This window comes from Streptomyces sp. HB132, assembly GCF_016909575.1.
Classification (GTDB): domain Bacteria; phylum Actinomycetota; class Actinomycetes; order Streptomycetales; family Streptomycetaceae; genus Streptomyces.
In genome coordinates this window covers 177,287-195,396 of sequence record NZ_JAFBGA010000004.1, presented here as the reverse complement: position 1 = coordinate 195,396, position 18,110 = coordinate 177,287, and the positions used below count along the sequence as shown (strand labels likewise).

The 18,110-nt window shown below is 72.7% G+C and carries 16 protein-coding genes and 1 tRNA gene; 9 read left to right on the top strand and 8 right to left on the bottom strand.

Features of this window, described 5'->3' with window-relative positions:
* The 5 genes from JOC24_RS11805 to JOC24_RS11785 all read right to left on the bottom strand — a co-directional run bounded on the left by JOC24_RS11805 (nt 1) and on the right by JOC24_RS11785 (nt 6,938).
* Nucleotides 1-999: a carbohydrate ABC transporter permease gene (locus JOC24_RS11805; RefSeq protein ID WP_205020171.1), complete on the bottom strand. Its 999-nt coding sequence runs from the start codon at nt 997-999 to the stop codon at nt 1-3.
* 161 nt (nt 1,000-1,160) lie between these two features.
* A complete protein-coding gene (locus JOC24_RS11800; protein WP_205020170.1) occupies nt 1,161-2,483 on the bottom strand; it encodes an ABC transporter substrate-binding protein in 1,323 nt (440 codons plus the stop codon).
* A 690-nt stretch (nt 2,484-3,173) separates the two neighbouring features.
* A complete protein-coding gene (locus tag JOC24_RS11795) occupies nt 3,174-4,649 on the bottom strand; it encodes a glycoside hydrolase family 18 protein (RefSeq protein WP_205020169.1) in 1,476 nt (491 codons plus the stop codon).
* Nucleotides 4,650-4,779: 130 nt separating this feature from the next.
* The gene (locus tag JOC24_RS11790) at nt 4,780-6,231 is read right to left on the bottom strand and encodes a sensor histidine kinase (RefSeq protein ID WP_205020168.1); all 1,452 of its coding nucleotides are present in this window, start codon (nt 6,229-6,231) and stop codon (nt 4,780-4,782) included.
* Complete coding sequence (locus JOC24_RS11785; RefSeq protein ID WP_205020167.1) at nt 6,228-6,938, bottom strand: response regulator transcription factor; 711 nt, start codon at nt 6,936-6,938, stop codon at nt 6,228-6,230. Before JOC24_RS11785 ends, JOC24_RS11790 begins: the two co-directional genes overlap by 4 nt.
* A gap of 78 nt (nt 6,939-7,016) precedes the next feature.
* Between JOC24_RS11785 and JOC24_RS11780 the strand changes: the two genes are divergently transcribed.
* Nucleotides 7,017-7,571, top strand: coding sequence for a hypothetical protein (locus JOC24_RS11780; RefSeq protein ID WP_205020166.1), 555 nt, complete (start codon nt 7,017-7,019; stop codon nt 7,569-7,571).
* A 152-nt stretch (nt 7,572-7,723) separates the two neighbouring features.
* Here JOC24_RS11780 and JOC24_RS11775 read toward each other — a convergent pair whose 3' ends face one another.
* Nucleotides 7,724-8,611 (bottom strand): spermidine synthase, encoded by an 888-nt coding sequence (locus tag JOC24_RS11775; protein ID WP_205020165.1) that lies wholly within the window; start codon nt 8,609-8,611, stop codon nt 7,724-7,726.
* Between the two features lie 86 nt (nt 8,612-8,697).
* Nucleotides 8,698-9,060, bottom strand: coding sequence for a hypothetical protein (locus JOC24_RS11770; RefSeq protein ID WP_205020164.1), 363 nt, complete (start codon nt 9,058-9,060; stop codon nt 8,698-8,700).
* Between the two features lie 253 nt (nt 9,061-9,313).
* Between JOC24_RS11770 and JOC24_RS11765 the strand changes: the two genes are divergently transcribed.
* Nucleotides 9,314-10,669 (top strand): tetratricopeptide repeat protein, encoded by a 1,356-nt coding sequence (locus JOC24_RS11765; RefSeq protein WP_205020163.1) that lies wholly within the window; start codon nt 9,314-9,316, stop codon nt 10,667-10,669.
* A gap of 172 nt (nt 10,670-10,841) precedes the next feature.
* Here JOC24_RS11765 and JOC24_RS11760 read toward each other — a convergent pair whose 3' ends face one another.
* On the bottom strand, nt 10,842-11,438 hold the full coding sequence (locus JOC24_RS11760) for a histidine phosphatase family protein (RefSeq protein WP_205020162.1): 597 nt from the start codon (nt 11,436-11,438) through the stop codon (nt 10,842-10,844).
* A 316-nt stretch (nt 11,439-11,754) separates the two neighbouring features.
* Between JOC24_RS11760 and JOC24_RS11755 the strand changes: the two genes are divergently transcribed.
* The 7 genes from JOC24_RS11755 to JOC24_RS11725 all read left to right on the top strand — a co-directional run bounded on the left by JOC24_RS11755 (nt 11,755) and on the right by JOC24_RS11725 (nt 18,086).
* Nucleotides 11,755-12,702, top strand: coding sequence for a phosphatase PAP2 family protein (locus JOC24_RS11755; RefSeq protein ID WP_205020453.1), 948 nt, complete (start codon nt 11,755-11,757; stop codon nt 12,700-12,702).
* Nucleotides 12,599-13,783: a hypothetical protein gene (locus JOC24_RS11750; protein WP_205020161.1), complete on the top strand. Its 1,185-nt coding sequence runs from the start codon at nt 12,599-12,601 to the stop codon at nt 13,781-13,783. Before JOC24_RS11755 ends, JOC24_RS11750 begins: the two co-directional genes overlap by 104 nt.
* Nucleotides 13,774-15,405, top strand: coding sequence for a hypothetical protein (locus tag JOC24_RS11745; protein WP_205020160.1), 1,632 nt, complete (start codon nt 13,774-13,776; stop codon nt 15,403-15,405). The genes JOC24_RS11750 and JOC24_RS11745 overlap by 10 nt, the downstream gene beginning before the upstream one ends.
* A complete protein-coding gene (locus JOC24_RS11740; protein WP_205020159.1) occupies nt 15,402-16,736 on the top strand; it encodes an AAA domain-containing protein in 1,335 nt (444 codons plus the stop codon). The genes JOC24_RS11745 and JOC24_RS11740 overlap by 4 nt, the downstream gene beginning before the upstream one ends.
* A 73-nt stretch (nt 16,737-16,809) precedes the next feature.
* A complete protein-coding gene (locus JOC24_RS11735) occupies nt 16,810-17,151 on the top strand; it encodes a hypothetical protein (RefSeq protein ID WP_205020158.1) in 342 nt (113 codons plus the stop codon).
* A 184-nt stretch (nt 17,152-17,335) separates the two neighbouring features.
* Nucleotides 17,336-18,022 carry a bifunctional DNA primase/polymerase gene (locus tag JOC24_RS11730; RefSeq protein WP_205020157.1) on the top strand — a complete coding sequence of 229 codons (687 nt, stop codon included), beginning with the start codon at nt 17,336-17,338 and terminating at the stop codon, nt 18,020-18,022.
* Nucleotides 18,013-18,086 (top strand) — tRNA-Lys (locus JOC24_RS11725). Before JOC24_RS11730 ends, JOC24_RS11725 begins: the two co-directional genes overlap by 10 nt.
* Nucleotides 18,087-18,110 lie beyond the last annotated feature (24 nt).

Sequence of the window (18,110 nt, the reverse complement as noted above, 5' to 3'; positions counted from 1 at the left end):
TCAGGCCGCGGTCTTGCGCCCGAGGCGCCCGATGAGCCAGTTGATCGCGGCAATGAGCAGCAGCAGGACGAGCATGGCCCAGGCGACGGCTGCGGCCGTACCGAGGTGCCCGAGGTTCCAGCCGTAGTTGTAGAGGTAGATGCTGAGCGTCTCGTACTGGTGCTCCGTGCCGCCCTGCGCACCGTTGGTGCCTCCTTCGAGCAGGAGGGGCTCACCGAACAGCTGCATGGAACCGATGGTCGAGATGACGATCGTGAAGAGGATCGTCGGCCGCAGCGCAGGGATCGTCACGTTGCGGAACTGCTGCCAGCGCGAGGCACCGTCGAGCGAGGCGGCCTCGTACAGATCGGACGGCACGGCCTGCATGGCGGCGAGGTAGATCAGGGTGTTGTAACCCGTCCAGCGCCAGATCACGATGACGGCGATGGCGATGTTGGACGTCCAGTGGCCGTTGACCCAGTTCGTCTCGCCGAAGCCGAAGAACCCGAGCACCCAGTTCAGCAGGCCGCCGTCGGCCCGGAACACCAGGGCGAAGACGATCGCCGCGGAGGCGACGGAGGTGGCGTACGGGGTGAGGATCACCGTGCGCCAGAAGGTGCTGGCCCGCAGTTTGTAGTTCAGCAGGTGGGCCAGGCCCAGCGCGACCATCAGCTGCGGGACGGTCGAGATGACTCCGATGACGAACGTGTTGGTGACCGCGGTCCAGAATTCGGAGTCCTGCAGGATGGTGCTGAAGTTCTCCCAGCCGACCCATTCCATCTGGTCGAGGCCGGTCATCTCCACCTTGTGCAGGGCGATCCAGCCGGTGTAGACGAGCGGGTAGAGCCCGAAGGCTCCGAAGACGAGGAAGAACGGCGCGATGTAGGCGTAGGGCGAGGCCTTGTCGTCGAATCGCCACAGCCGGCTGCGCCACGCCTGACGGCCGGGAGTCATGGGCTTCGGGGCACGGCGGCCGGGCGGGGAGCCTTGTGCGCCCCGGGTGGGGGTCGTGGTTGCCACAGGTGGGAGTCCTTCCCTGGGGTGTGCCGACACCACAGGGGCAGGCCGGGCCTCTGGTCAGGTCCGGCGGGGGTGTCGGAAAGGTGCACGGTGCCGGTGAGGAACCGGCACCGGTGCGGCCGGCCGGGACGCGTGGTCCCGGCCGGCCGCACCGGCGAGGATCAGCCGACCACCTTGTCGATGTCCTTGATGGCGGCGTCCCAGGCAGCATCCGGCTTGGTGCCCCGCTGCTCCATGTTGTTGATCTGCTTGGAGAAGGTGTCCTTGATGACGCCGTCCTTCGGGCCGAGCACCGCGGCCGGGATGACCTGCGCCTCTTCGGCGTAGATCTCACCGATGGGGGCGTTGTTGAAGTACTCCAGCTTGGCGGTCTTCACGTCGGGGAGGTCGTAGGCACCCTTGTTCGACGGGAAGAGACCGGCGGCCTTGAACACGGCGGCCTGCTGCTCGGGCGCGGTCAGCCACTTGACGAGCTCACCGGCCTCCTTGACGTGCTTGCCCTTCGCGGGCACGGCGAGGAAGGAGCCGCCCCAGTTGGCGGCGGTCTCACCCGGGGTGCGCGCGATGTCCCACTTGCCCTTGTACTCGTCGCCGGAGTAGGTGGCGATCTGCGCGGCCATCCACGCGGGGCAGGCCACGGTCGCCATGGTGCCCTTGCGCAGAGCGGCCTTCCACGGGTCCTGGAACTGGGCCAGGCCCTGGGTCAGCTTCTTGTCGACCGCCTCGGAGGCGAGCTTCCAGCCCGCCTTGACGCCGGCGCTCTCCTTGTAGATCGGGTCGCCGCTCTTCGCGTAGTACTGCTCCGAGCCGGAGCTGACCACGCCGTTGTACATGGCGCTGGCGGAGTCCATGAAGAAGGTGCCCTCGGGAGCCTTCTTCTTGTACTCCTCACCGAGCTTGAGGTAGTCCTCCCAGCCGCCGGCGAACTTCGCGGCGACTTCCTCGCGGTCGGTGGGGAGCCCGGCCTGCTCGAACAGGTCACGGCGGTAGCAGATGGACATCGGGCCGATGTCGGTGCCGGCGCCGATGACCTTGCCGTCGTCGGTGGTCGCCTGCAGCGCCTTCCAGTTCACCCACTGGTTGGTGTCGATGACCTTGGACAGGTCGGCGAAGGCGTCCGCCTTCGTGTCGACGAGTTCCTTGGCACGGCCGACCTCGATGCCCTGGATGTCGGCCAGGCCACTGCCCGTGTTGAGCTGCTGGAGGAACTTGGTGTAGTAGACCGGCTCTTCGGCGGCGGTGTTCGCCTTGACCGTGATGTTCGGGTGAAGCTCGTGGTACTTCTCGAAGAGCTTCGCCTCCTTGTACCCGAACTGGCCGAAGTCGGCGAGCGTCAGGGTGATGTTCCCGTCCGCGTCTGCCTCGTCGGACTCCGAGCCGGAATCGCCGCAGCCGGTCAGCAGCAGGGCGGCGGCCGTGAGGCCCGTGGTAGCCATGACGGCTGTTCTGCGGCTTCGACCTGCGACGGTGCGGGTGATGCGCATTCCACTACTCCTTGTTCCAGGGTGGGACTTGCGTTCGTTCTGCGGCATACGCACTGGTGGGCGCGGGTGCCGTTGGTACGGAGAGGACATGGGCGGTGCCGTCCCCGTACGAGCGAAAAACGTCGTTCGATATGGGAGCGCTCCCATGCGCTGATGCCGGAAGATTGCTACCTCCGGGGGTGGGTGTCAAGACTTGAAGACGCTTCCGTTGCCCGAGTGTGTCCTGCAAGTCACGGGAACGTGTCCGACCGAGGGCTTGCCTTTACTTTCGCCGCCTGCATACGGAAAGGGTGAGGCCTTCAATTCCCGCAGGTCAAGGCGGTGTTGGTCGGTTTTTCACCCCTGCCGCCCCGACCGGGGCCGGTCATCGGCGCGGATTCCCGCGCCACACCGGGAAGGGTGTCGCAGGCCCCCTGCCATCCGGAGACCGCCGCCGGAAGATGAAGGGGGCAGGGCTTCACGGGGGTGCACAGGGGGGCCATGGGGCGTTTCCGCGTTATTTCCCCGAACTCCACTGCGCGGCGGGAAGATTCCGCTTCTTTCCGTACGGGTGGGACAAGCGCGGACACGGCACCCCGCTCCGCGCACCGCGGCGGCGGGGGACGGAGGGGGCGCGCCCCGGCCGGGTGTGGGGGGTGTGGGGGGGCCGGCCGGGGCGCGCGCGGAGGTGATGGTCGAAGGGGCGCCGGGCTACCCGAAGGCGCCGAACGCCTTGGTGAAGGCCAGCGGTTCCTGGAGGATCGAGCTGCAGGTCGCGTCCGCGGTCGGCTGCGCACCGCCCGCGCACTGCACGTCCCGCGTGCCCGACCACATCGCCAGCCGGCCGATGCCCTTCTCCTGGGCGAACTCCACCAGCTGCGTGGCGTCATCGACGGTGAAGATCTCGGTGACCACGTCGTTCACGCCGATCATCGGGGTGACCGCGACCGCCTTCCAGGCCGCCTCGTCCGAGAGCCCGAGCACGCCCTTGATCTGCGCCTGCGTGGCGGTGGCGGCCTGGGTGGCGTAGTCACCCATGTCCTCGCTGTACGAGGGCCCGTAGTCCATCGCCATGATGTTGACCGCGTCGATCGCGACGCCGTTCCCCTCGGCATCCGCGAGCAGGTCGATGCCCGGCTGGGTCAGCCCCTCGGGCATCACGGGCAGCGTGAAGGAGACGTCGAGCCCGGGGTGCGTCTCCTGGAGCCGGGCGATGGCCTGCGAGCGCCGGGTGTTGGCGGCGGCGTCGGGCAGCGCGCCCCCCTCGATGTCGAAGTCGACCTTGGTCAGGTCGTACGCGTCGATGACCTTGCCGTACGCCGCCGCGAGCTCTGCCGCCGAGGAGCAGTGCAGCGCGAGTTCGGCGCCGGCCGCTCCACCGAAGGAGACCCGTACGTCGCCGCCCTCGGTCCGCAGCGCGCCGATCTGGGCGGCCACCTTGTCGTCGGCGAGCCCGGTGACCCCGCCCCACAGCGGGGCACAACTGCCGCCCGAGGTGATGAACGCCAGGTTGAACTCCTTGACCCCGGTCTTCGACGCGGTGTCAAGCAGGTCGTACGCGGGGTGGAGGGACGTGTCGACGTACGGGGCGAATCCCGCCCCGCCGGCCGTACCGCCGGGTGTCTCGGACGGCTCGGCCGTCGCGGTCTCCGTGGGCGTCGCGGTCTTCGTGGAGGTCGGCGTCGGCGCGGGGGGCGCGGTGGGCGTGGGGGTGCCGGTCGGGCGCCCGCTCGGTTCGGGCGTCGCGCCGCCGTCCGCGGAGCACGCGGCGTCGTTGATGAGGCAGGCCCGCGGATCGGCGGCGGTGCCGCTGGAGGCGGTGACGAAGCCGACCGTCACGGACGCGCCCGGAGCGATGTCCTCGTTCCAGCTCGCGGGCCTCACGGTGACGTGGTTGCCGCGGACGGTGTGCTCACCGTTCCAGAGGGAGTCGATCTTCGTGCCGGCGGGCAGGTCGAATTCGAGCGTCCAGCCCGACTGGACCGTTCCGGTGTCGTTCGAGACGACGTACTGCCCGGTGTAGCCACCGGTCCACCCGCTGGCCCTCGTGTACGTGGCCCCGACGGCCGCCGCCTGCGCCGTGCCGGTGAGTGCGACGACCGTGCCGCCCACGACCGCCGCGGCGACGAGGGCGCCGACCGCCTTCGTGCGGGTGCTCGTCGTACGGCGGTGCGTACTGATGCCCATCGCGTGCCTGCCTCTGTCCAGCCGGGGGGTGATTGCGTCTGCACGCTAGCCGCCGCGAACCGGGCAAATGGTGCCCATGGGAACCTGGTTGACGTTCTTAGGGTTCGCTTAAGGAGGGCATCGGCGCCGGTTAAAGATCCGGTGCGCCGCGGAACTCTGTGTTCCGGCCCCTCACTCCCCGTGGTCCCCGCCTGCCGCCCCGCCGCCCCACACGGTGCCCCCGGCGGGCACGGTCGACCGGGCCTCCGTCGAGCCCGATCCAGATGCGCACCTCCGTGCCGCCGAGCACCGATCGCCCGATCCGCAGGTCGCCGCCGGTGGACTCCGCGACCCTGCGGACGATGTCGAGGCCGAGTCCGGTCGATCCCACCGCGTCCCGCGCGCCGTTCCGCCCACTCGCGCCGCGGGCCAGGGCGGATTCCGGATCGGGTATACCGGGCCCGGCGTCCGAGACCAGCACGAGCACCGCGTCACCGCTGTGGTGCACGTCGACCGCGAAGGCGGTGCCCTCCGGAGTGTGCCTGAACACGTTGCCGAGCAACGCGTCGACGGCGGCGGCGAGTTCGGGTCTGGCGACGGGAATCCGTACCGTGCGGTCCACGCCGGCCAGCCGCACCGTGCGCCCCTCGTCCTCGGCCAGCGCAGACCAGAACCCCATGCGTTCCCGGATGACCTCGGAGGCGTCACACCCGGCGCCCGGCCCCGGCTGCCCGCCCTGGGTCTGCGGGCGCTGCTCCCGCGCCGTCCGGATGATCGTGTCGACCTCGTGCTCCAGCTGTTCGACGGCGGCCCTGGTCTGCTCGGCGGCCGGCCCCTCGCCCAGCGAGGCGGCGTTGAGCCGCAGCACGGTCAGCGGGGTGCGGAGCCGGTGCGAGAGGTCGGCGGCAAGCTCGCGTTCGTTGGCCAGGAGCTGGACCACCTGGTCGGCCATGGAGTTGAACGCGACCGCCGCGGAGCGCAGTTCGGTGGGCCCGTCCTCGGGGACCCTGGTCCCCAGCCGCCCCTCCCCCAGGTCCTGGGCCGCGCCCGCCAGCCGCTGGGCGGGCTCCACCATCCGCATACCGAGCCGGTCCGCCACGGCCACCGAGCCGACGATCAGCGCCAGGCCGACGCCGGCGAGGACCAGCCAGGCCGTGCCGACTCCGTGGGAGACCTCGTCCTCGGGCACGAACACCTCGACGACCGCGATGCCTCCGGAGCCGAGCGCGGTGGGCTGGAGCAGCGCGGAGCCGCCGGGCACCTCGGTGATGGAGGCGCGCCCCGACGTGCCGACGGTCTCCAGGTCCTCGCGGGTGGCGCGCCGGGTGCCGATCTCCAGGCGTTCGCCGCCCGGTTCGGCGGCGGGGACGTGGACGGCGAGGCGCCCCCGGCCCCCGGGTTCGGTGGACAGGACGGCCCGGGTCAGCTCTTCGCGGTCGACGGTGACGGTGAGCGTGGGGCCGATGGTGGCGGCCTGTCGCTCGGCGTCGGAGAAGGCGCGGTCGCGGGCCATCTCCTTGACGACGAGCCCGAGTGGCACGGCGAACGCGATCACGACCATGGCGGTGACGGCCAGGCAGACTTTGACCAGGGCCCATCTCATGCGGGCTGTCCCGGGGCGGCGGCCGGTGGTTCGAGCTTGACCCCGACTCCGCGCAGGGTGTGCAGGTAGCGCGGCCTGGCCGCCGTCTCGCCCAGCTTGCGGCGGAGCCAGGAGAGATGGACGTCGATGGTCTGGTCGTCCCCGTAGGACTGCTTCCAGACCTCCGCCAGCAGCTCACGGCGGGGGACGACGACGCCGGGGCGGCCCGCGAGGAACGCCAGCAGGTCGAATTCACGGCGGGTCAGGTCCAGCGCCGTGCCGTCCAGATCGGCCTGCCGGCGCAGCGGGTCGATGGACAGCCCTCCGACCTGGAGGACGCGCGGCGGCGGGGCCTGGGCACCGGCTCCACGGGTGCGGCGCAGGACGGCCGCCATGCGGGCCGAGAGGTGTTCCACCGAGAAGGGCTTGGTCAGGTAGTCGTCGGCACCGTCGTTGAGCAGCCTGACGATCTCGGCCTCGTCGTCCCGCGCGGTGGCGATGATCACGGGCACGTCGGTGATGGAACGCAGCATCTTCAGCGCCTCGGCGCCGTCGAGGTCGGGCAGCCCGAGGTCGAGGACGACGACGTCGAAACGGAAGTGGGCGACCTCGCGCAGCGCTTCGAGCGCGGTGCCCACACTGCGCACCGTGTGCGAGGCCTCGGTCAGGTGCCGGATGAGGGCGGAACGTACGAACTGGTCGTCCTCGACCACGAGCACACTAGGCATGCGCCGCACCGTAACCCATACGGAGGAACCGGGTCCCCTCCAGGACAGCACCCGTGCGGGTGGTGCAGGATGTGCCCGATGCAACGAGGACTCGTACACGCGATCGCGTGGTCGCTCGCCACGGGTGCGGCAGTCACCCTGTCGTGGTGGGGTGTGCACACGGTCATGTCGGGGACGGCCTACGATCCTCCGCGCGCCCTGCCGATATCGGTGGGGGCGCGGGGCGGCCAGGTCACGGACGAGCCGGTTTCGTCCTCGACGCACCGGGCGCTGCCCTCGCAATCGGCCTCACCGGAGTCCACCGCGTCGCGTACCGCCCCCACGCCCTCCGCCAGGACCTCGCGTCCGCCGTCCTCCCGGCCGCCCGCCGCGAGCCCGGCGGGGCCCTCGAAGACACCGGCCGCGACGGGCAAGGTGAAGAGCTACCCGACGCGTGGCGGCAGGGTCGTCCTGGAGCTGGCGGACGAGTCGGCGAAGCTGGTCTCGGCGACGCCGGAACCGAACTGGTCGATGCAGGTGTGGACGAATCCGGGGTGGATCCGGGTGGACTTCAGCGACGGGGCGGGGGCGACGGTCTCGGTCTTCTGCACCTGGAACGGGCATCCGCCGATGGTGGAGACGGTGGATCGGTGACCGCACACGCGACGGTGGACCGGTGACCGCCATCGCGCCGGTCGCTCGGTGGCCGCCCACGCGACGGCGCATCAGCACCCGTCCGTGCGCCGGACATCAGTGACCGTCCGCGCGACGGCGCCGGGGCCCGGTACCGCCCGTGCGGGAGGGCCCTACGAGAAGGTGCCGGGCGGCGGGGCCGGGGACGCCTTGGCGCCCGCGTCGGTGACGACGGCGGCGCCCCCCGTGAAGTCGGCGAGTGCGCGGCCGTGTTCGACGCGGCCGGGGTGCGGGTCGCCCGCGACGCGCCGGGTCAGTTCGGCGACCGCGACCGGAAGGTCGGAGGCGACCAGGACGGCGTTGCCGAAGCGGCGGCCCCGCCAGACGGCCGGATCCGCGGCCAGGGCCAGCTCGGGGAAGAGGGACGCGGCCGTGGCGACCTGGCCGCGCAGGTGCGCGAGCGGCGGGCCGTCCGCGAGGTTGGCCGCGTACTGGCCGCCGGGCTTCAGCACCCGGCGCACCTCGGTGAGGAATTCGGCGGAGGTGAGGTGCGCGGGGGTGCGGGCCCCGCCGAAGACGTCCGCGATGACGAGGTCGGCCCAGCCGTCCTGGATCCTGCCGAGCCCGGCGCGTGCGTCCACCGAGCGGACCCGTATCCGGGCCTGCGGGTCGAGGGGCAGCTCCCGCCGCACCAGCTGGACGAGGGCCGCGTCGATCTCCACGATCTGCTGGGTGGAGCGGGGGCGGCTCGCGGCGATGTACCGGGCGAGCGTGAAGGCTCCGCCGCCCAGGTGGACCGCCTGGAGGGGCCGTCCGGGCGGAGCGGCGAGATCGATGACGTGACCGAGCCTGCGCTGGTAGGCGAAGGAGAGGTACGACGGGTCGTCCAGGTCGACGTGCGACTGCGGGGCACCGTCCAGCAGCAGCGTCCGGGCCCGCGGGCGTTCGCGGTCGGGCACGAGCTCTGCGAGGCCGCCGTCCACCTTCTCCGAGACGGGATCCTGGCGGCGCTCGGACCTCTTGCGGTCGCTCGCGCCTCGGGCCGCTTCTCGACGTGCCACGTGCGCTCGTCCTCGCTCACCGGTTCGGGCCGGCCACCTGGGAGGACCGGCTGGGACGGGACATCCGCCACCCGGCCATTATGGCCTCAGCGACAGTTGTCGGCCGCCTCGATGAGCCTGGCCGCCTGGTCGAGGGCCGCCCGGAGAACGGCCGGGTCGGTGACCGGGGCCTCCGCGACGGGCGGCAGGAGCCAGCCTCCCCCGGTGACGGGCGGCTCCGCGGGGATGCGCAGCCCGCGGCCGTCCGTCCGTGTACAGGCGCTGCCGGGCACGTCCCACGCCTCGGCCGTGCCGGGCGGCACCAGGAAGCCGAGGACGGCGCAGGTCCCGTCGTGCATGACCGGGCCCACGGGTTCGTTCTCCGCCGCCCTGCGCAGGATGTCCACGGCCTCCAGACCCTGACGCGCCGGGACGGTCACCAGGTCGCACGGTGTGGTTTCCGGGCCCATGTGAGGCAAGGGGACCCCTCCTGTCGTCTCGACGGGGCGGGGCCACGCCCCGTCTCCTCATGGACCAACGCGCCGACGGCGTCAAGGGCTACGGCGGCACGCCGCCGCAAAGGGTGGCAGTTCATGGCGGATCGAGGGCGAGATGTCCCGTTTATAGGCAAACGCTGCGTGTGCACCCCGTCACAGCAGGTACGTTCTTGCTCCGCCGGGACACCGGAAGCAGGAGCCCGGCTGCACCAGAGAGGGCCCCGCCATGGTGTCGACACGGGCAGTTCCCAACCTCGTCTTCCGTGGGCTGCGCGGACAGCGCTCCGCGGGAGAGTTCGCGGCCGCCGTCCGCAGGGCCGCGCGCGAGATCGGTGAACAGGTCGCGTGCGACGCCCGGTACATCGGCCGCGTGGAGTCCGGCGAGATCCGCTGTCCCAACTACGCGTACGAACGAGTGTTCCTGTTCATGTTCCCCGGGGCGAGCCTCGCGGACCTGGGCTTCTCGGCCCGCGAGAGCGTGCGCGGCCGGGGGGCCCGCACGACAGCTCCGCCCCCACCCATCACACCCCCCACGCTCCACAGTGACATCCACGAGGAGAGCGACGTGCTGCGTCGCGTGTTCATGACCAGCGGTACCGCCACCGTGGCGGCCGCGTCCCTGGGCCTGGGCGGCCGTGCCGCCGCCGCGGGCCCGCTCGCCGTCCCCGCACAGCGCCGGGTCGGCGAGGCCGAGGTGAGCGCCGTGGAGAAGGCGGTGCGCCAGATCCGGCTGCTGGACGACCGGCACGGAGCGGACGGCCTCTACCGGCAGGCCTCCCAGCCGCTCCGGGCCGCGTACGCCCTGCTCGATTCCGGCGCCACGACGCGGCGCAGCACCTCGGACCGGCTGCACGCGGGCGCCGGTGAGCTGGCGATCTCGGTGGGCTGGCTGGCCCACGACTCGGGGCGGTTCGACGACGCACGCTCCCACTACGCGGAGGCGCTCGCGACGGCACGGCTGGCCGGGGACGCGGCACTGGAGGCGCACGCCTTCTGCAACGCGTCGTTCCTGGCCCGCGACACGGGGCGGGCCCGTGAGGCGGTCCGTGCCGCGGAGGCCGGCCAGCGGGCGGCCCGGCCGCTCGGCTCACCGCGGCTGCTGGCACTCCTGGCGCTGCGGGAGGCCGGCGCCAGGGCGTGGCTCGGAGACCGCGCGGGCTGCGAGCAGGCCATCGGGCGGGCGCACGCGGCGTTCGGGCACGGGCCCACCGATGCGGACCCGGAGTGGATGTCCTTCTTCCGGGAGGCGGAACTGGAACTGCTGGAGGCGCAGTGCTGGTCGGCACTGGGTGACTGGCCGCGTGCCGCGCGGCATGCCCGGCGGGCGACCCGGCTGCAGGATCCGCACTTCACCCGGAACCTCGCGCTCTACCGCGCGCAGCTCGCGGGCGACTTGGCGCAGGCGGGCGCGGCCGACGAGGCCGCCTCGGTGGGCCACCAGGTGCTGGACCTGCTGGACCGGGTCCAGTCCGCCCGGATCCGCGGGATGCTGGCGAGCGCCGTACGGGTGCTCAGGCCGCACGGAGGTCCGGAGGTCGCGGCCCTCCTGAGCCGCTACGAGGAGCTGCCGCCGGGGGCGTGAGGGCGGGCGGCCGTAAGCGCCGTCCGGGCCCGGTTCCGCGTTCCCACCGGGCGGCATGGCCGAGCCCGTCAGGACTCCGGCGAAGCGGGGACCTGTCACGCCTGCCGCCTGCGACACCGTCCCGTTCGAACCCTCCGGCGCGGGCCGGATGCGTTCCCCGGGCGGCCGGGACCTACCGGTCCAGGTGACCCGTGTCGTTCCAGCGTTCCAGGGCGGGAAGGCCGTAGGCCCAGCCCAGCACCGACAGCGACGTCGGCTCCAGGCGGATCCGCGCGGCGAACGACACGTCCTCGCCGAGCCACCGTGCCCCCAGAGCCCGCAGGATGTGCCCGTGGGCGAAGACCAGCACGTCGCGGTCGGCGGAACGCGCCCATGCGACGACCTCGTCCGCCCGGGCCGTGAGCCCGGCGAGGGTCTCCCCGCCGGGGACCCCGTCGCGCCAGATGAGCCAGTCCGGCCGGTCCGCCTTGATCTGCGCGGGGGTCAGGCCCTCGTAGTCCCCGTAGTCGAACTCCATCAGCGCGTCCCACGGCTCGGCCCGCTCACCGAAACCGGCGAGTGCGCAGGTCTCGGAGGCCCGGACGAGCGGGCTGGTCCGCACCTCGACGCCGGGCAGGCCGCCCCAGGGCTCCCGGTGCAGTCGCTCGCCGAGCAGCTTGGCACCCTCACGGCCGGAGTCGAGAAGGGGGATGTCGGTCCTGCCGGTGTGATTGCCCTGGACCGACCACTGTGTCTGGCCGTGCCGGGCGAGCAGGATTCGCGGTGCCATGACGGCTCTCCCTGAAAATACGGAGATCCGAAGATCCGGGGACCCTAGGATCTGGTGGGTCCGGGACAGCGGTGTCCGGGACAGCGACGGGACGGCGAACGCGGGCGAGCGGCCAGGAGGCCGGCGCGGGCGGACGCCCCGTTCCATCATCTCCCACCTGCTTCACGGGCAACCTGCGGGGCGGTGCCCGCGTCCCTCTCCACGCATGGCCGGGGGGCGTCCGCGTGGGAGTGCCCCCACGGGGAACCAGGGCATATGACCGCCGTACGGTTGAACGCCCGCCGTCGACCGCATGAACATTGGGGAGAGCTGCCGGATGCCGCACGCCACCGCCGCGACACCGCCGTCCGGTCATCGGCCCCGCTGGTGGACGGAACTTCCGCTGGTCGCGGTCGTGTACGGCCTGTATTCGATGGGCCGGCTTCTGGTCCACGAGAACATACCGGCGGCCGTCGACAACGGCCTCGCGATACTCCGCCTGGAGAAGGCGCTGCACCTCAACGCCGAGCACCCGCTCAACCGGCTGCTGACGGCCCACCCCGCGCTCGGCATACCCGCCGACTTCGCCTACGCCTCCCTGCACTACCTGGTCACCCCGGCCGTCCTCATCTGGATCTTCCGGCGCCGTGCCGCCGCCTACCGGGCGGCCCGCACCTGGCTCATGACCTCCACGCTCCTCGGGCTGGTCGGCTTCACGCTGATGCCCACCTGCCCGCCGCGGCTGCTCGACGCCCACCACGGTTTCGTCGACACGATGGCGCAGTACAGCGCGTACGGCTGGTGGGGTGCGGGCGCGAGCGCCCCGCGGGGCCTCAGCGGGATGACCAACCAGTACGCGGCGATGCCGAGCCTGCACGTCGGCTGGGCCGTGTGGTGCGGCGTCCTGCTGTGGCGCCACGGCCGCCACCCGCTCGTCCGGGCGGCGGGCGTCGCCTACCCGCTGATCACCGTGCTCGTCGTGATGGGCACGGCGAACCACTATTTCCTCGACGCCGTCGCCGGCGCCGCAGTCATGGCCGTGGGCGCCCTGCTGACCAGGCCGTTCATGCGGCTCGCGGACCGCGTCAAGGGCCGGGTGCGGGCGGTGTTCGCGCGGGTTCCCGCATCCGCCACCCCCACGGGATCCACGATTGTCAGTGACGGATGCAAGACTTCCGCGGGTGAGCGAATACCCGGCCAGCGGACCGCCTCCGCAGATTCCAGCGACACGCGCACCCGTTCCGCCGCCGAAGCCGACGACGACGCTCCGGCACCGGCTCGCTGAGCTGCGCGGCCCGTCGGTCGCACCGCATCCGCTCGACGCACGCGCGCTGGCCGCGCTCGCCGCCAACCCCGGATGCAAGCGACGTGCCCTGCTCGACGGCGCGGGTGTGGACAAGGCGGAGCTGGCCGGCGCGCTCGGCTCGCCCGCGGCGTTCGGCCAGTCCCAGTTCGCGTTCGTCCGGGGCAACGCCTTCGAGGCCAGGGTCAAGGCCGACGGCGGCACGGAGCTGCTGCGCCTCCTCGTCGAACGGCTCGGCGGCGGCACGGAACCACCGGCCGCGGCCGTGGTGCCCGATCTGACGGCAGCCGGCCCGGAGGGCCGTACCGCGCGTACGGCGCTGGCGCTGCGCGAGGCCACGGCGGCGGGCGAGTGGGCGCTGCTCGACCATCCGATGCTGGTCCTGGAGGTCGCGGGATCACCCGCCTACCTGGAACCGGACGCCGTGGTGGTGCACCCCGACGGCACCTGGACCGTCGTCGAGATCAAGTCCTTCCCCATGGTCGACGGTTCCGCGGACGCCTCGAAGGTCGGTGCGGCGGCCCGCCAGTCCGCCGTCTACGTCCTGGCGCTGGAGCGGATCGCGGCGGTCACCGAGGGCGCGGAGGTCGGCCACCGGGTCCTGCTCGTCTGCCCGAAGGACTTCTCCAACCTGCCGACCGCATCGGTCGTGGACGTCCGCAAACAGCGCGCCGTCACCGACCGCCAGCTGACCAGGCTGACCCGTGTCGAGGACATCGCGGCCGCCCTGCCCGAGGGCACGACCTTCGACCCGGGCTGCTCCCCGGAGGAGCTCGGCACCGCGGTCGAGGCGGTCCCTGCGGCGTACGCCCCGGAGTGCCTGGCCGCCTGCGAGCTGGCCTTCCACTGCAGGGCGAAGTCCCGCGCCGACGGCGCGGTGGAATCGCTGGGCCGCAGCGTGCGGGGCGAGCTCGGGGGCCTGACGACGGTCGCCGGGGTGCTGGCCGCGGCGGCCGGCAAGGAGGGTGACCCCGCCGACCCGACGGTGGCCGCCCTGCGCAGGGCGGCGGCTCTGCGGGCCGAGGCCCTGGCCGGTGTGAGCGGCGGCGTCCCATGTCACTGATCAGCACCCTGGCCCGGCTGGAGGCGGTCGACAGCGGGCGGGCCCAGCCCCTGGCCACCGTGCGCCACCGCCATCTGACCGCCGGCCCGCTCGTGCTGGTGCCGCTGACGACCGCCGGTGAGGCCGGCGCCCCGCTCGGCGCGCTCGTGGGCACGGACCGCGCGGCGCCCAGGCTGCTGGCCGTGGCCCAGCCGCGCGACCGCGACCTGCGCTTCGCGTTCCTCGCCGAGCTGGCCGAGGCGGTACTGCCGCACATCGAGTCGTACGCCGACGCCGTCGAGCCCGCCGAGCGTGGGGAGGTCGATCCCGAGACCGGCAAGAAGGTCAAGGTCGAGGTGGAGCTGTGTGCGGACGCCGCCCAGCTGGTCGTGCCCAGCAGGGCCGGCATCGACTTCGTGAGCCTGCTCGGGCGGTCCATGCGGTTCCGGCGGACCGCCGATGACGATCCGGACACCCCTTTCCCGGCCCCCGCCCGCGTGCCGCTGCTCGGCCGCTGGCTGACGCACTACGGGGAACGGGCCAGGGTGCCGGGGTCCTCGCTGCTGCTCGCCGCGACGGACCTGGTCAACCGCCACTGGGCGACGGGGCAGAGCAGCCTGGAGGACCAGCACCTGGGCGCGCTGCTCGCCTGGGTAGACCCGCCGGGCGGCGAGTCCGGCGCGGTGGCCGCGCTCCGCGCCGAGCTGCAGCGGGACCGTGCGGGCCAGCTGATCTGCCCGCCGGCCGGACCGGCGACGGATCCGGCGTTCGACAACAGGCTGCTGGCCCCCGCGATCGAGCGCTACGACGGGGCACGCACGGCGCTGGCCGCAGCGGAGGACGGCGTCGACGCCGACACCCGGCTCGGCGGGCTGAGCGGTGCCGAGCGGGAGATCAGATCGCTGCTCGCGGGGGTCATGCTCCCGACCTGGGACGCCGTGTGGCGGGCGCTCGACCTGCTCCGGGAGCTCCCGGAGGGGGCCAGGGCCGAGGACCGCTGGACCAGGGACCGCTGGTCGTTCACCGGGCACCGGGACCGGGTGCGGGCGGGCGAGCCCCCGCAGCCCCGCCGGGACGACGCGGTGACGGCCGCGCGGAAGCTGGCCTCGCGGGAGACCGCCCAGGCGCAGCTGGAGGCACAGGAGGCGCTCGACGATCCGCTGGTGCTGGCGGGCCGCAGGCTGGCGGGCGAGGCGTTCGTCGGGGAGGTGACGGAGGTGGAGATGGCGTACAGCGAGTCGAAGCGGCCTTCACCGCGCCCGTTGGTCACGGTGCGGACCGACGAGCGCCCGCATCTCGGTGAGCGGACCAAGGTGTACCGCTCGCTGGACGGCAGGCCGCAGACCGCCGAGTTCGTGCGGTACGCGGCCGGGCACGACGAGGACGCGGAGGCCGGCGACACCGTCCACCTGGTCCTGCGGATCACGGACCGGATGGGGCGGAGCAAGGAGCCCGCGCCCGGTTCGGTGCCCGAAGCCGGTGACCGGATCACCTGGACGCTGTTCGAGCACGACCAGCGGGGCGGACCGAAGCTGCCCGATCCGGAGGACACCCCGTGGACCCACGGCGGCCCGCCGGGCGCCGCCGGCGGCGGCGGACCTGCCGAGCAGCCCGATCCCGTGACCTCGGAGGACATCCTGTGACAGCCGTTCTCGACCCGGGTGCCGCGGCGGCGCGGGCCACCGACGGGATCCTCGCGGACACCCTGCGCGGCACGGCGCGCGGCGTCGTCGTGGACTCACCGCCGGGCGCGGGCAAGTCGACGCTGGTGGTGCGTGCCGCGCTGGAGCTGGCCGCGGCGGGCCGCCCGCTGATGGTGGTCGCGCAGACCAACGCCCAGGTGGACGACCTGGTGGTACGACTGGCCGAGAAGGCTCCGGGGCTGCCGGTGGGCCGGCTGCACAGCAGCGACTCCGATCCGTACGACAAGGTCCTGGACGGCCTGGACAACGTACGGAAGTCGGCGAAGGCCGCGGATCTGGCGGGCCTGGACATCGTCATCTCCACGGCCGCCAAGTGGGCCCACGTGAAGAACGTGGAGCCGTGGGACCACGCGATCGTCGACGAGGCCTACCAGATGCGGTCGGACGCCCTGCTGGCCGTGGCCGGGCTGTTCCAGCGGGCGCTGTTCGTCGGGGATCCGGGCCAGCTGGACCCGTTCTCGATCGTGGGCGCCGACCAGTGGGCGGGGCTCTCCTACGACCCGTCGGCGAGCGCCGTCTCGACCCTCCTCGCGCACAATCCGGAGCTGCCGCAGCACCGGCTGCCGGTGTCGTGGCGGCTGCCCGCCTCGGCGGCGCCTCTGGTCTCGCGGGCGTTCTACCCGTACACACCGTTCCGCAGCGGCACGGACCACGGCGACCGGCGGCTGTCGTTCGGCGTGCCCTCGGACGGTTCGGGCCCGGACCGGGTGCTGGACGAGGCGGCGGAGTCCGGCTGGGGCCTGCTGGAGCTCCCGGCCCGGCACACCCCGCGCACCGACCCCGAGGCGGTCCGGGCGGTGGCTCTGGTGGTCCGCAGGCTGCTGGACCGGGGCGGCGCCGCGACGAGCGAGCGCGGCCCGGACCCCGTCCCGGTGACGGCGGAGCGGGTCGCGGTCGGGACGGCCCACCGTGACCAGGCCGCGGCGGTGCGGGCGGCGCTCGCGGAGCTGGGTGTGACGGGTGTCGCGGTGGATACGGCGAACCGGCTCCAGGGCCGTGAGTTCGATGTGACGGTGGTCCTGCACCCGCTGTCGGGCCGCCCGGACGCCACGGCGTTCCATCTGGAGACGGGCCGCCTGTGCGTCCTGGCCTCACGGCACCGGCACGCGTGCGTCGTGGTGTGCCGTGCGGGGGTCGCGGACCTGCTGGACGAGCACCCGTCGACGGAGCCGGTCCAGCTGGGCGTGACGGTCAAGTTCCCTGACGGCTGGGAGGCCAACCACGCGGTTCTGGCCCACCTCGCCGAGCATCGCGTGCATTGGGCGCCCTGATCCTGGGCAGCGCTCTTGTGCCGGGCTGGACAATGGAAGGTGGCCGTCCGGCCGCGCGAGGAGGGAACCCCACATGGCACAACCCGAGCGGAACGAGCGGCAGAGGCTGCGTCCGGCGCCGCTGCTCTTCGAGCCGTCGGCGGCGGCAGCCGATCCGGAGCACTTCTTCGACCTGGAGTCGATGGAGGATCCGAAGGAACTGCTGACGCGCGCGACGGAGCTGACGCTCGCCTTCAGGGCGGCGACCGACCGGGCCGTGGAGTTCCAGGCCCTGGCCGCCGCTCAGCTCGCGGATCCGCGCCGGTTCGACCGGCTCACGGCCGCGGAGATAGCCGAGCGTGCGGAGTGGACCGAGGACTACGCCAAGAAGATGATCGAGTTCGGCCGGTCCCTGCTCGACAACCCCACGCCCTGATCCGGGCTCGCAGGGGGTAGAGGCCCGGACGCCACCCCAAGGGGACGGCGTCGGCACGACCGTCCGTCACCGCGGGTACACCTGTGGCATATGCCGTCGGGCAAGATACTCCCTCGGCCCGCACGCTGTGCGACTTTCGGCAACTCTGCGGAACAGGAGCGTCACGGCCGGTAGACATGACGCCATGAGCGCATGGCTGAACGACGAAACGACCCTGCGGATCGGCACCGCCCCGCACCACGGTGTCGACATCTTCGCCCTGCTGCGGGACAGCAACGGCAACCGGGCCGCCCAGGTGACGGCATCCGGAGCGGCGTGGCTGGCGGGCGCTTCGGCCCACCCCCGCAGCACGCTCTCGCAGTGGGAGGCACATCCCACTTCCCCCGGCGTGCTGCCGTGCGGCTCCTCGTTCGACATCGTGAACGTCCCCGCCCTGTTCGGCAGGCGCATGCTGGAGCAGCTCTGGGCGGAGGGGCCGGGATCGGGTCCGGTGGCCACGCACCGGGGCCGGATGCTGCTCTTCGCCGCACCCGGCACGGCCCAGCGCCTGCCGTCCCTGCTGGCGTGGGAGGAGTGGGGCACGGGCGGCGCCGACGGCGCCCGCGGACACCGGGGCGCCCTGCCGCCGGTGCTCTGCCACGGCACGGGGGACGCGGTGACCGTCCCGCCCCTGACCGGCGGCGCGAGCGCCGGCTGCCCCCGCTGGGTGGTCGCGCCGGACACCCGTGGTCCCTGGCTGCCGGGCCCGGACGTCCTGCTGTGGGCCTGCGTGCGGGTGGGCAGGTCGGCGACCCCGTCGACCACCGGGAATTCGATTTTTCCTCCCGCCGATCCGGGTGCTAATGTCTACGACGTCACCAGGCGCCGTTAGCTCAGTTGGTTAGAGCAGCTGACTCTTAATCAGCGGGTCCGGGGTTCGAGTCCCTGACGGCGCACAGACGGAAGAAGCCCCCTCGCGG